The organism is Streptomyces aurantiogriseus (assembly GCF_014649375.1).
In the GTDB taxonomy this organism is placed as follows: Bacteria; Actinomycetota; Actinomycetes; order Streptomycetales; family Streptomycetaceae; genus Streptomyces; species Streptomyces aurantiogriseus.
The window spans coordinates 120,470-133,119 of record NZ_BMSX01000021.1 but is presented as its reverse complement, the minus strand read 5'-3'; the positions used below and the strand labels follow the sequence as shown (position 1 = coordinate 133,119).

12 protein-coding genes and 1 pseudogene are annotated in these 12,650 nt (G+C 72.0%); 6 read left to right on the top strand and 7 right to left on the bottom strand.

The genetic code is table 11. From position 1 onward, the window contains the following. Positions 1–121 precede the first annotated feature (121 nt). A complete protein-coding gene (locus IE263_RS35820) occupies positions 122–1,051 on the top strand; it encodes a 1-phosphofructokinase family hexose kinase (RefSeq protein ID WP_189942222.1) in 930 nt (309 codons plus the stop codon). 10 nt (positions 1,052–1,061) lie between these two features. Here the strand turns inward: IE263_RS35820 and IE263_RS35815 are convergent, their stop codons facing one another. After that, positions 1,062–2,024 (bottom strand): carbohydrate-binding protein, encoded by a 963-nt coding sequence (locus tag IE263_RS35815; protein ID WP_189942221.1) that lies wholly within the window; start codon positions 2,022–2,024, stop codon positions 1,062–1,064. Between the two features lie 144 nt (positions 2,025–2,168). After that, on the bottom strand, positions 2,169–3,830 hold the full coding sequence (gene cdgB / locus IE263_RS35810; RefSeq protein WP_189942220.1) for a diguanylate cyclase CdgB: 1,662 nt from the start codon (positions 3,828–3,830) through the stop codon (positions 2,169–2,171). Positions 3,831–4,235: 405 nt separating this feature from the next. On the opposite strand from cdgB, the gene IE263_RS35805 reads away from it, so the two are divergent. Both IE263_RS35805 and IE263_RS35800 read left to right on the top strand, forming a co-directional pair. Further along, the gene (locus IE263_RS35805; protein ID WP_189942289.1) at positions 4,236–4,811 is read left to right on the top strand and encodes a flavin reductase family protein; all 576 of its coding nucleotides are present in this window, start codon (positions 4,236–4,238) and stop codon (positions 4,809–4,811) included. A gap of 47 nt (positions 4,812–4,858) precedes the next feature. Next, a pseudogene (locus IE263_RS35800) lies at positions 4,859–5,360 on the top strand (GNAT family N-acetyltransferase). Between the two features lie 207 nt (positions 5,361–5,567). On the opposite strand, the gene IE263_RS35795 reads toward IE263_RS35800, so the two are convergent. After that, the gene (locus IE263_RS35795) at positions 5,568–6,419 is read right to left on the bottom strand and encodes a sigma-70 family RNA polymerase sigma factor (protein WP_189942219.1); all 852 of its coding nucleotides are present in this window, start codon (positions 6,417–6,419) and stop codon (positions 5,568–5,570) included. A 161-nt stretch (positions 6,420–6,580) separates the two neighbouring features. Then, the gene (gene arfB / locus IE263_RS35790) at positions 6,581–7,018 is read right to left on the bottom strand and encodes an alternative ribosome rescue aminoacyl-tRNA hydrolase ArfB (protein WP_189942218.1); all 438 of its coding nucleotides are present in this window, start codon (positions 7,016–7,018) and stop codon (positions 6,581–6,583) included. Between the two features lie 191 nt (positions 7,019–7,209). Here arfB and IE263_RS35785 point away from each other — a divergent pair, with 191 nt between their 5' ends. Beyond that, a complete protein-coding gene (locus tag IE263_RS35785) occupies positions 7,210–7,785 on the top strand; it encodes a TerD family protein (protein ID WP_030050335.1) in 576 nt (191 codons plus the stop codon). A gap of 101 nt (positions 7,786–7,886) precedes the next feature. Here the strand turns inward: IE263_RS35785 and IE263_RS35780 are convergent, their stop codons facing one another. After that, complete coding sequence (locus IE263_RS35780) at positions 7,887–9,293, bottom strand: M1 family metallopeptidase (RefSeq protein WP_189942217.1); 1,407 nt, start codon at positions 9,291–9,293, stop codon at positions 7,887–7,889. A 58-nt stretch (positions 9,294–9,351) separates the two neighbouring features. Here IE263_RS35780 and IE263_RS35775 point away from each other — a divergent pair, with 58 nt between their 5' ends. Next, a complete protein-coding gene (locus tag IE263_RS35775) occupies positions 9,352–9,852 on the top strand; it encodes a hypothetical protein (protein ID WP_189942288.1) in 501 nt (166 codons plus the stop codon). A gap of 11 nt (positions 9,853–9,863) precedes the next feature. Here the strand turns inward: IE263_RS35775 and IE263_RS35770 are convergent, their stop codons facing one another. Both IE263_RS35770 and IE263_RS35765 read right to left on the bottom strand, forming a co-directional pair. Beyond that, positions 9,864–10,511 (bottom strand): hypothetical protein, encoded by a 648-nt coding sequence (locus IE263_RS35770; protein ID WP_189942216.1) that lies wholly within the window; start codon positions 10,509–10,511, stop codon positions 9,864–9,866. 2 nt (positions 10,512–10,513) lie between these two features. After that, positions 10,514–11,254: a pentapeptide repeat-containing protein gene (locus IE263_RS35765; protein WP_189942215.1), complete on the bottom strand. Its 741-nt coding sequence runs from the start codon at positions 11,252–11,254 to the stop codon at positions 10,514–10,516. 184 nt (positions 11,255–11,438) lie between these two features. Between IE263_RS35765 and IE263_RS35760 the strand changes: the two genes are divergently transcribed. Next, positions 11,439–12,635, top strand: a complete 1,197-nt coding sequence (locus IE263_RS35760) for an NAD(P)-binding protein (protein ID WP_189942214.1) — start codon at positions 11,439–11,441, stop codon at positions 12,633–12,635. Positions 12,636–12,650: the final 15 nt, after the last annotated feature.

The following is a 12,650-nucleotide window of genomic DNA, read 5'->3' as shown; positions in this document are numbered from 1 at the left end:
GGCCGACCCTGGGACTGGGCCGACCGCCGTCTCTTTGGCATGATCGACCCCCCCGGAAACACCGAAACCCGGGAACACGGAACAGAAGGCGAACGCCAGTACGCGGGGGAGGTCGGCCGAGGTGATCCTCACCGTCACGCTGAACACCGCTCTCGACATCACCTACCGTGTCCCGGCCCTGCGCCCGCACGCCGAGCACCGGGTGACCGGCGTGACGGAACGGCCCGGCGGCAAGGGGCTGAACGTGGCGCGGGTGCTGGCCGCCCTCGGCCACGAGGTCACGGTCACCGGCTTCGCGGGCGGCACCACCGGCCGCGTCGTCCGGGACGGCCTGCAAGGCCTCACCGGCGTGACCGACGCGCTCATACCCGTCACCGGCACCACCCGCCGCACGGTCGCCGTCGTCGACGAACGCACCGGCGACACCACCCGGTTGAACGAGCCGGGCCCCGTCATCACACCCGCCGAGTGGTCCGCCTTCCAGGAGGCGTACGAGGGTCTGCTGGCCGGCGCGCAGGCGGTGGCCCTGTGCGGCAGCCTGCCGCCGGGGGTGCCGGTGGGCGCGTACGCGGGCCTGGTGCGCACCGCGCGCGCCGCGGGGATACCCGTCCTGCTGGACACCAGCGGCGAGCCACTGCGCCGTGCGGTCGCCGCCCGCCCGGACCTGATCAAACCGAACGCCGACGAACTGGCCGAACTCACCGGCTCCCACGAACCGTTGCGCGCCACCCAGGACGCCCGTCGGCGCGGCGCCCGCTCCGTGGTGGCCTCTCTAGGCCCCGAGGGTTTGGTCGCGGCGACCCCCGAGGGCCGCTGGCGGGCCACCCCACCCGCCCGCCTGAGCGGCAACCCGACGGGCGCCGGCGACTCCGCGGTCGCCGGCTTGCTCTCTGGCCTGGTCGACCGTCTCCCCTGGCCCCAGACCCTGGCCCGCGCCGTCGCCCTCTCCGCGGCGACGATCCTCTCCCCGGCGGCCGGCGAGTTCGACCGGGCCGCCTACGAGGAGCTGGTGGGGCGGGTGGCGGTGACGGGGGAGGTCAGCGCGGCCTGACGGGCAGGCTCTACTCCTTGACCTGGCCCTTCTCCAGCCGCAGCTGGTCGAGCAGCACGTTGCACTTGTCGCCGTTCTCGCAGGAGATGGAGATCGTGTTCGTGCCCTTGGTCAGCGTGGGGTACGAGTAGGTGGTGGTCCAGCCCTTCGCGAAGTCGCCGTCGGCGGCCCCCGTGAAGTTGTCCATGCGCAACTTCGTGCCGAAGACCTTGCCGTTGATGGTGAGCGTCATCGACTGGTTCTCACCGGCCGCGCTGTAGTGCGCGAAGAGGGTGTAGGTGCCGTCCTCGGGGATGCCGTCGACGCTCCAGGTGACGGAGTTGCCCACCTGGTTGAGGTTGCCGACGTAGATGCCGCCGGCCGCCTCCGCGCCCTGCACGTCCGAGGCCAGGGCGGCGGTGCCGCCCAGCCGCAGCGCCTTGGCGTCGATCTTCGGCAGCTCGGTCTGGGGCTCGCTCGCGTCACCGCTGCTGGACTCGCTGGGCGAGGCGCTCGCGGAGGCGCTGGGCGCGGTGGAGGCCTGGTTGCCGCTCTGGTTCTTCTTGTCGTCGTCGGAGTCGCCGTTCGCCATCGCCACCGCGATGCCGATCACGACGGCGGCGACCACCGCGACCGCGCCGATCAGCAGACCCTTGGTGTTGGGGCCACGGCCCCGGCCACCGCCGACGGGCTGCTGGCGGCCGGTGGAGGGGCCACCTCCGCCGGGGAAGGACTCGGGCGCCGCGTAGTGCGCGTTCGGCTGGCCGAACGCACCCTGCTGCGGTGCCGTCGCCTGCCCGTACTGCGCGGTCGGCTGCTGCGGCTGCTGCTGTCCGTACTGGCGCTCGCCGACGGCGCGCACACGGCTGACCGAGTTCGGGTAGCCGTAGCCGCCGGAGGGGGGCTGGGCCCCGTTGGCCTGACCGTCGGCGTAGAGGTAGCCGAACGGGTCGTCGTCCTCGGGCGTGCTCGCGCCGTTGTTGCCGGGCGTCATCCCTTTCGTACTCCTCAACAGGTGCAGGGGCGGATGCCTACGCGTGTGTATACGTGCGGAGAAGAGCGAGCCTACCCGCTCCCCAGGGCCCAAACGGGTGACTCGGATCGCACACGCTCGCCGAACTCGCCCCTGACCTGCGGATCAGCCCGCACGTCTGTGCTGTTTGGGACGAGATCGTTTCTCGACGTACATCCGCTCGTCGGCGGACTTGAGGACCTCGTCGGCGGTCATCCCGCAGTGGGCCCAGCCGATGCCGAAGCTGGCGCCCACGCGGACGGCCCGGCCTTCGGCGCGGATCGGCTGGATGATCTCGTTGCGCAGGCGTACGGCGAGGTCCTGGGCGTCGGCGCGGCCGAGGCCGTCGGCGAGGATCACGAACTCGTCGCCGCCGAGCCGGGCGACGGTGTCGCCGTCGCGGACGCCGCGCGAGAGCCGTCGGGCTACCTCGATGAGGACCGCGTCACCGGCGTTGTGCCCGAACCGGTCGTTGATCGACTTGAAGCCGTCGAGGTCGCAGAAGAGGACCGCGAGCCCCTTGGTGCCGTCGTCGCGGCCGACGTCCTCGGGGGCGACGGTGTGCACATGGTGGTCGTAGGCGTCGTACGCCTCGCTGCCGCCGGGCGGGTAGTCGAAGCCGTGGGTGTCGAAGGCGGGGTGGCCGAAGGCCGTGTCCATCTCGTCGACGGCGGCGGGGTGGGCGGACTGCGGGCGCTGACAGAGCCGGGAGGAGAGGCGCGAGCGCAGCTCGGCGGAGTTTGGCAGGCCGGTGAGGGAGTCGTGGGAGGCGCGGTGGGCGAGCTGGAGCTCGCGGCGCTTGCGCTCCTCGATGTCCTCGACGTGGGTGAGGAGGAAGCGGGGTCCGTCGGCGGCGTCGGCGACGACGGAGTTGCGCAGGGAGACCCAGACGTAGGTGCCGTCGCGGCGGCCGAGTCGGAGTTCCGCGCGGCCGCCTTCCGCCGAGGTGCGCAGCAGGGTGCCTATGTCCTCGGGGTGGACGAGGTCGGAGAAGGAGTAGCGGCGCATCGCGGAGGCGGGGCGGCCGAGGAGGCGGCACAGGGCGTCGTTGGTGCGCAGGATCCGGCCGTGCTGGTCGCCGCCCATCTCGGCGATGGCCATGCCGGAGGGGGCGTACTCGAAGGCCTGGCGGAAGCTTTCCTCGCTGGCGCGCAGGGCCTGCTGTTCGCGTTCGAGCCTGACCAGTGCCCGCTGCATATTCGCGCGTAGACGCGCGTTGCTGATGGCGATGGCGGCCTGGAAGGCGTACATCTGGAGCGCCTCGCGGCCCCAGGCGCCGGGGCGGCGGCCGTTGCGCGGCCGGTCCACGGAGAGGACGCCGATCAGTTCGCCGCAGGAGCCGCCGCCGGGCGCGGCGGGCGTGTACATGGGCGCGAAGAGCCGGTCGGACGGGTGCCACTCGTCCTCGAAGCGGGGCGCGGGCCCGTCGGTGTACCACTGCGGGACGTCGTCGTCGTCGAGGATCCAGCCCTCGGTGTGCGGTATGAAGACCAGGTCGCCCCAGTTCTCGCCCATGCTCAGGCGCCGCTCCCAGGACTCGCGGGAGCCGACCCGGCCGGTGATGAGCGCCTCGGCGGCGGGGTTGCCGGCGAAGGCGGCGACGACCAGGTCGCCGTCCGGGCGTACGAGGTTGACGCACGCCAGCTCGTAGCCGAGTGCCGTGACCACGCCGTCGGCGACGGTCTGCAGTGTGTCCGCCAGGCTTCGGGCCGTGTTCATGTCGGCCATGACCTGGTGCAGCTGTCGCAGGGACGCAAGACGGACGTAAGGCTCCGACTCGGTCTCCATGCTCGCCCTCCCCCCGAGACTTCGCAGCGAATCAAGGGTTGTCTTCGGCGTAACGTCGTTTCTGTCGTTGCGACTGTCGTTGTGTGTACCTGTGACGCCTCCGCCACTGAATCACAGCGCGCTGCCCACTCGGTACACAGGGTCAACAATTAATGGCCCTTGTGACTCAAGTCACAGAAGAACGTGAACAATTGAGTGGGGTTTCTGCGTTTTTCCTGTGCGTTTACTGGGCGTATGACAACGCGTCCCGCCGCCGGACAACCCGGCACTCCCCTTGAGGGTACGGGAATCGCGCCCCGGCCTGTCCCCGTCTCCGGTCCGCCTCCGGTCCTACGACCGCTCTCGGGCGGAGGTCCGATGCGGCGCGGACCGGGCGGACACTAGCGTGCAGACGTGCCTCCAGACGTGCTCAAGACTCCCCCCGCCCCCGTCGCCCCACCCGCCTTTGGGCATGCTGAGGGGGTGAGCAACGACGAGTTCCGCGCCGCGATGTCCCGGCTGGCCGGCGGTGTGGTCCTGGTGACCGCGCAGGAACCGCCGCTGGACCCGGACGACCCGCAGGCGCCGCAGGGCGAGTACGCCGGCATGACGGCGACGGCGTTCCTGTCCGTCTCCCTGGAACCGCCCTTGGTGCTGGTCAGCCTGCGCACGGGCGCCCGTATGGACGACCTGCTGGACGAGCAGCCCCTGTGGGCGGTCTCGGTGCTGGCGGAGAGCCAGCGCCACATCGCCGGCCGCTTCGCGATGAAGGGCCGCCTCAGCGACCGCCTCCTCTTCGAGGACATCCCGTACACCCGCGGCGAGACCACCGGCGCGCCCCTGGTCGGCGGCGCCCTGGCCACCCTGGAGTGCCGCACCGAGCAGCGGGTGGAGGCGGGTGACCACACCCTCGTGATCGGCCGCGTGCTCAGCGCCCGGGTGCCGAGCGCGGAGGGTGGCCCGCTGGTCTATTTCAAGGGCCGTTACCGGCAGTTGGGCTGAACGGGAATTCAGTGTTCCGTGGTGAACTCCCGTCCTCCGGTGCTCGAATGACCACACCGACGACACCGACGGCGCCAGGGACTCCGGGTCCTTCGGGGACTTCCCTCAAGCTCGAAGAAATCACGCGCGCGAATGTCGAGACCGCGCTCGCCATTCGAGTCCACCCCGAGCAGGAATTCGCGGTCTCCCCCGTGGTGAAGTCCCTCGCCGAGGCATACGTCCGTCCCGGCGTCGCCTGGCCTCGCCTGATCGTCGACGGCGAGCGGCCCGTCGGCTTCCTCATGACCTTCCTGGACTGACTGGTTGGTTTCCCTGTTCCGCTCCGGCCTGTGGCGCCTGAACATCGCCGCGGGCGAACAGGGCCGCGGCTACGGCCGCTTCGCCGTCGAGTCCGTCGCCGCGGAGATCCTCCGCCGCGGCGGCAAGGAGCTGTACGTCACCTGGCACCCCGGCGAACACGGCCCCGAGGGCTTCTACCTGGGCCTGGGCTTCCGGGACACCGGGGAGCGGAGCGAGGGGGAGACGGTCGGGGTGCTGGCGCTGGACTGACGGCGCACCGCGAAGTGGGGCCGACGATGCGTACCGATACCGGCTCGGCGGTGGCCGAACGAACCACCACCGGACCGGCCCGACGACACCGACCCGGCCGGACCGTCGACCACCCAGGGCGCACCACGGACCGGATGCCGCGGACCGGCCGAGGGCGAGGCGGTTCGGGACCGCTCGCCGTCGAGACGGCCCCGAACCGCCACCGGACTAGACCAACTCCACCTCCGTCCGCGCCAACCGGGCCGGGTCCGCCACCACGTCGATCACAACGATGCGATCGTGTACGACCGTGAAGGTCAGCGCCCGTTCGACCCGGCCGTCGACGATCACCACCACGCCGGTCGCACCGTCGACCAGGGCGGGGCGGGCGACGAGGGCGAGGTGGGCGAAGCTGCTCGCGCCGACCGCCACCGCCGCCGCGCCCGCGGTGACCCCGGCCTCGCTGCGGGCCACCACGTCCGGGTCGAGGACGTCCAGCAGCCCGTCGAGGTCGCCCTCCCGGGCGGCGGCCAGGAAGGCGTCGACGACCGCCCGCTGCCGGGCCCGGTCGGCGTGGGGTTCCTCGGCGCCGCGCACCCGGCGCCGGGCCCGGCTGGCGAGCTGCCGGGCGGCGGCCGGGGTCTTGCCGACGATGCCGGCGATCTCCTCGAACGGCACCGCGAACAGGTCGTGCAGCACGAAGGCCAGCCGTTCGGCGGGGGTGAGGGTGTCGAGGACGACCAGGAGGGCGGTGCCCACGGAGTCGGCGAGCAGGGCGTCCTGGGCGGGGTCGGGATCGGCGGCGGGCGCCGGATTCCAGCTCTCCAGGGGTTCCTCGGCGCGGGAGCGGCGCGAGCGCAGCATGTCCAGGCAGACCCGGCCGACCACCGTCGTCAGCCAGCCCCCGAGGTTGTCGATCCGCCACGCGTCGGAGCGGCTGAGCCGCACCCACGCCTCCTGCACGGCGTCCTCGGCCTCGGCGGTGGAACCGAGCATGCGGTGCGCCACGGCGCGCAGATGGCCCCGGTGCGCCTCGAAGGACTCGGCCAGGAATTCGTCGTCGTAGTCGCCCGTCGGCATGGGTCACGCCCCTCGGTCGCGGTGGGTTGCCGTCGAGGGGATGACGGACGGGAGGAAGGAAATGTGACAGGAGCGCGGGAAGAGCGCGACCGGTACGGGACGTGATCAGCCCCGCGCCTCACCCCGTCCGAGCCCTCGCGGATCTCCACCCTCCCCGGGTCTCAGCCCCAGCCCCGCCCGGAACGCCCCCGCTTGGTCTCCGACCGCTGCTTCTTCTCCCGCAGCCGGCGCTCGTTGATCCCACGCGGGATGCGGGTGGGCCTGCGGGGCTTCGGCGGGGGTGCCGTCGCCTCGGCGAGGAGCGCGGCGAGGCGTACGGCGGCGGCCTCGCGGTTGCGCCACTGGGAGCGGTGCTCGGAGGCGCGGACGGTGACGACGCCGTCGACGAGACGCCCGGCGAGCCGCTCCAGCGCCCGCGCCTTCCACACCTCGGGCAGCGCCTCGGTGCGGGCCAGGTCGAAGCGGAGCTCCACCTGCGAGTCGCTGGTGTTGACGTGCTGCCCGCCGGGCCCCGACGACCGCGAGAAACGCCACATGAGCTCGGCCTCGGGGAGCGAGACGGAGCCACGGATGACATGGGAACCGGACATGCCGTACATGTTCCCGCGCCTGACCGGTCCACGTCACCCGAATATCCGGCGACGTCCCGGCGACCTCCTGGCGAGCCCATCCGAGGGTAAAGAAAGTAAAGACACGGGGAACCTTCGACACCCTTGGCCGCGTTCATAGGGATAGCTGTAGCTTCGTGGCGCACGAAGCCTCTACGCACCGAGGGAAAGGACTCCCAACCATGGCTGTAAGCCTGTCCAAGGGTGGCAACGTCTCGCTCACCAAGGAGGCTCCGGGCCTGACCGCCGTCACCGTGGGCCTCGGCTGGGACGTCCGCACCACCACCGGCACGGACTTCGACCTCGACGCCTCCGCGATCGCGGTCAACCCCACGGGCAAGGTCTACTCGGACGCCCACTTCGTCTTCTTCAACAACAAGCAGACCCCGGACAGCACCATCGTCCACACCGGTGACAACCGCACGGGTGAGGGCGCGGGCGACGACGAGGCGATCAACGTCAACCTCGCCGGCCTCCCGGCCGACGTCGACAAGATCGTCTTCCCGGTCTCGATCTACGACGCGGAGAACCGCTCGCAGAACTTCGGCCAGGTCCGCAACGCCTACATCCGCATCGTCAACCAGGCCGGCGGCGCCGAGATCGCCCGCTACGACCTCTCCGAGGACGCGGCCACCGAGACCGCCATGGTCTTCGGCGAGCTCTACCGCAACGGCGCCGAGTGGAAGTTCCGCGCGGTCGGCCAGGGCTACGCGTCGGGCCTGGTCGGCATCGCCCAGGACTTCGGCGTGAACGTCTGAGTCACCTGTCGCTCCGCCCCCGCCCCGCCCTCCGTGTGGAGGGCGGGGCGGGGGCGCGTTCGCCCTGTGGGACGCCTTTCGGCCTCGCTGACCCGTGCGGATCACGGGCGCTCCGGCTTGCCCTCCCCGTACAGCCAGTCCCGCCAGATCGCGTCGAAGTCCTTCTCCGGGGCCTGCTTCTCGACGTACTCCGTGAAGTCGTCGGTGTCGGCGTTGCCGTGGCGGTGGGTGGTGGTCCAGGTCTGGACGAGGTCGTAGAAGGCGTCGTCGCCCAGGGTCTGGCGGAGCTTGTGGATGACCATCGCGCCGCGCTGGTAGACCGGCTCGTCGGAGATGTGCGCGGCGCTCGGCTGCTTCGCGGGCGGGAAGGACCAGAGGTCCTCGTAGGTGTCCTCGCCGTGGGTGTAGAGGGCCTTGAAGGTCTCCTCGGCGGTGGTGCCGCCCTCGTCCTCCCGCCAGAGCCACTCGGCGTAGGTGGCGAAGCCCTCGTTGAGCCACATGTCCTGCCAGGTTCGCGGTGTGACGGAGTTGCCGAACCACTGGTGGGCGATCTCGTGGACGAGCAGCCCGGTGTCGGGGGCGCCGGGGAAGACGGGGCGGTTCTGGGTCTCCAGGGCGTAGTCGGCGTCGTCGGGGCGGTCGACGATCGCGCCGGTGGAGGAGAAGGGGTACGGGCCGAAGTTGTACTGCGCCCACTCCATGATCTCGGGGAGCCGGGCGAGTGCCTTGCGGGCCGCGGGTGTCTGCGTGGGGTCGGTGGCCACGTACACGGGCAGGCCGTCCTCGGTGGTGGACCGGGTGACGTCGTAGCGGCCGACGGCGAGGGTGGCGACGTGGCTCGACATGGGCTCGGCGGTGTGCCAGGTGGAGGTGGTGCGGCCGTCGGTCGTCCGCTCGGTCGTCAACTCGCCGTTGGAGACGGCCTTCAGGCCCTTCGGCACGGTGACGGTGATGTCGTACGACGCCTTGTCGGAGGGGTGGTGGTTGCCGGGGAACCACGCCATGGAGCCGGTCGGCTGGCCGAGGGCGAGCGCGCCGTCCTCGGTGCGCAGCCAGCCCTCCTTCGAGCCGTCCGGGTCGGCGACCGTCTCGGGGCGGCCCGCGTAGCGCACGGTCACCTCGAAGGTCTCGCCCTCGTCGAGGCGGTCCGCCGGGCGGACGGTCAGTTCCTGGCCGTCGCGGCTGAAGGAGGCCGGGCCGCCTTCCACGGTGACCTTCTCGACCTCCATGCCCTGCAGATCGAGGTCGAAGGCGGAGAGGGGCTGCGTGGCGCGGGCGGTGATGCGGGCGGTGCCGGAGAGGCGGTCGCCGGCGGGGTCGTAGGCGAGGTTCAGGGCGTAGTGGCGGACGTCGTAGCCGCCGTTGCCGGCCTTCGGGAAGTACGGGTCGCCGACGCCCGGGCTCCCGGTGTCGTCCTGCGCGCCTCCGTCGCACGCGGTCAGGGCGAGGGTGAGGGCGAGCGCCCAGGGGGCGGCTGCGGCCCGGACAAGGCGCGCGGATCGGGACATGTCAGTGATCTTATGTGCCGAGTCCCCGGCACGGCGGGGGCGTGACACCATCGCCTACGTGCTCGACATCGGCTACGCCCTCTCCAACCGCTTCCCCGATCCCCCGCAGACCGACTACCGCCGCGCGGACGTCCACGCCCTGCGGCACGACCTGTTCTGCGGGGACGTCTACCTCGCCGACACCAAGGCGGACCGGGAGTTGTCCACAGCCTGGGGATGGGTGCCGGTGCTCGACTTCGCGTGGGCGCTGTGCGACATCGTGGAGCGGATCGACCAGGACCCGGCGGGCTCCCGCGCCTCCCGCCCCCAGTACGCCGAGCTCGACTTCACCGAGTCCACCGACCGCATGCTCTTCGAGCGCCGCTTCGGCTGGGTGGACATCGAGGCCGACTGGATGCCGGCCGAGGAACCCCCGCTGACCTTCTCCCACGCCGAACTGCGCCGCGAGTCCCGCGACTTCCTGCACGACCTGATCGCCGACCTGGTCGACCTGCACGAGGAGCTGGGCGAGAATCCGGCGATCTGGAGCCTTCAGGCACGGTTTCCCCGGGTGGGGTGAGCGGCCCGGCCCTAGGACCGGCGGGACGGCGACGGCGGGCGTGCACCGCCGAGCAGCAGCACCTCCTCGACCGGCGTCTCGTACGGCATGTCACCCCAGGACAGATAGCGGTGGCCCGTGGTCAGCCGGGGTGCGTTCAGGCCCAGGCAGGCCATCACGTCGTAGTGCTGGGCGTTGGCGAACACATAGCGGCCGTCGTCCCCGTCCTCGGGGTCCAGGGGTGTGCCGCGCAGAGCGGACTCCAGCGCCGCGCGGTCCACAGGGCCCGCGGCGAAGGGCAGGAAGGCATCGGGGTCCACGCCCACCGGCTCGGGAAACTCGTACTCCTCCTCAAGGGCCCGCGGGTCGCCGTTCTCGTCGGTCTCCGGCTCCTCGAAGTAGCCGGGCCAGGAGTCGTAGTGGAGCCGGAGCGCGCCGTCCTCGAAGACGAGCATCACGAGCACGTCCGAGTCGAACACGTACGTCCCCACCGTGGGCGCCCCGAGCAGCTTGCTCAGTGGTCCCGCCAGGTCCGGTGCCGAGGTCTCCGGATCCGGATGGATCGCGGTGTGCGCCGGCCCCACCGGCAGCGCGTACGCCGTGATGTCCGCGTCCGCCAGCAACGGCACCACCTCTTCGCACCGCCGCCCCACCAGCACGTTCCCGTAGAAAGTCCCCACCCTCAGTCCTCCACCCTGATCCCCAGCTCCGCCGCCAGCACCGGCGCCAGATCCAGCAGTTGAGCCGTACTGATCACCGCGCCCGACAGGCGGTCCAGCCCGCCCGCCAGGACCAGTTCCGTCGCGCCGCGCAGGTCCACGTCCGTCAGGGTCACCGCGGTGAAGTCGGCCGACTTCAGGGCGCAGTCGACGAACTCGACCCGCTCCAGGCGGGCGCCCCCGAAGTCCGGCTCGACCAGGACGCAGCCCTCGAAGACGACGTCCCGCAGCCGGGCCTGACGCAGGTTCAAATAGTCGATCTTGCCGCCGCGGACCAGGACGCGCTCCAGGACGGCGCCGTGCAGCTGGGTGCCGCCGAGGCGGGCGTCGACGACCTCGACGTCCCGCAGCGTCGACTCGGCCAGATCCGTGCCGACGCCTCTGATGCCGGTGAGGACCGAGTCGAGGAGGCGGGCGTGGGACAGCCGGGTGCCGTCCAGCGCGCAGTCCGTCAGCGCGCAGTCCATGAAGCGGGCGCCCGCGCCGTCCTGCCCGGCGAGGTCCGTCCCCGCGAACTCCACCCCGTCGTAGTCCCCGTCGGGCTCGACCTCCCCGCCCTCGTACGCCTCCAGCGCCGGCAGCCGCACCTCCGGCCGCCGCGCGCCCTTCACCCTGCTCCCGCCGGTCCCGCCGGCCCTGCTTGTCCCGCCGGTCCTGCTGGCCCCGCCAGCCCCGCCGGTCCCGCCGGCACCTGTCCTCGCCATGCCCCCATGCTGCACCCCACCACTGACAATCCCCCTGACCTGCGCAAACCCCCCGATGTCACAAACCGGAGCCCTCGAACGGTCGTACACGAGAAAGGCGACCCCGACCCACAGTCACCAGCCGCCCAGTCACCGAGCCACCGCGTCACCGTCATCACCGAGTCACCGATCGAAGGAGCCCCCAATGCACCACCTCACCGTCATCGGCGGCGGCTTCGCCGGCCTCACCGCCGCCCTCGCCGCCGCCGAGGCGGGCGCCAGGGTCACCCTCCACGAGGCCCACCACACCCTCGGCGGACGGGCCCGGACGGCGGACGGCCCGTACCGGACGAACGAGGGACCGCACGCCCTCTACAACGGCGGCCCGCACTGGACCTGGCTCAAGCAGCGCGACCTCATCGGACCGCTCGCTCCCCTCCCGCCCCTGGAGGGCGCCCGGCTCCGGCTGCGCCACCGGGGCGTCCTGCGCCGCACCCCGCCCTTCGCGATGCTCAAGCTGCTCCGCCCCGGCGCCCGCCGCGCGCCCGTGGACGTCGACTTCCTGACCTGGGCGACCGAAGTGGCCGGCGAGGAGGGCGCCCGCGCCGCCGCCCACTACTCCGCCGTCGCCCTCTTCCACCACGACCCCGGCGCCCTGTCCGCCGCCTTCGTTCAGGAACGTCTGCGCCGCGCCACCAAACTGCCGCCGGAGGCGCACTACCCGCGCGGCGGCTGGGGCACGCTCATCGACCGGATGGCGGCCCGCGCCTGGAACCTCGGGGTCCGTATGGAGACCCTCTCCCGCGTGGACACGCTGCCCACCGACACGCCGGTGATCGTCGCCACCTCCCTCGACGCCGCCCGCCGTCTGCTGAAGGACGACTCACTGACCTGGCCGAGCGGCCGTACGACGCTGATCGACCTCGCCGTCCGCACCCTCCCCCGCCCTCGGCTTCGCTCGATCGGCGGGACCTCCACCGGCGACGCCTTCGCCGTCTCCGACCTGGACGCCCCCGGCTGGATCGAACGGTTCACCGCGCAGGACCGCACCCTCGCCCCGGCCGGCGAGCAGCTGATCCAGGGCCAGATCCCGATCGCGTCGCACGAGTCGAAGGCCGAGGGCGTCGCCCGCGCCGAAGAGCTCCTCGACCTCGGCTTCCCCGGCTGGCGCGAGCGCGTCACCTGGCGGCGGGAGGCGGTCGCGGCCGGCCGGACGGGCGCGGTCGACCTGCCCGGCACGAACTGGCGGGACCGCCCGGCAGTCGACCGCGGCGACGGCGTGTACCTGGCCGGCGACCAGGTGGCCGCCCCCGGGGTGCTCTCGGAGGTCTCCTTCAACAGCGCCCTGACGGCCGTCTCCCTCGCCCTCGGCCGGAACAGCCTTGACCTCAAGCATGCTTGAGGTCGGAGAGTGGGG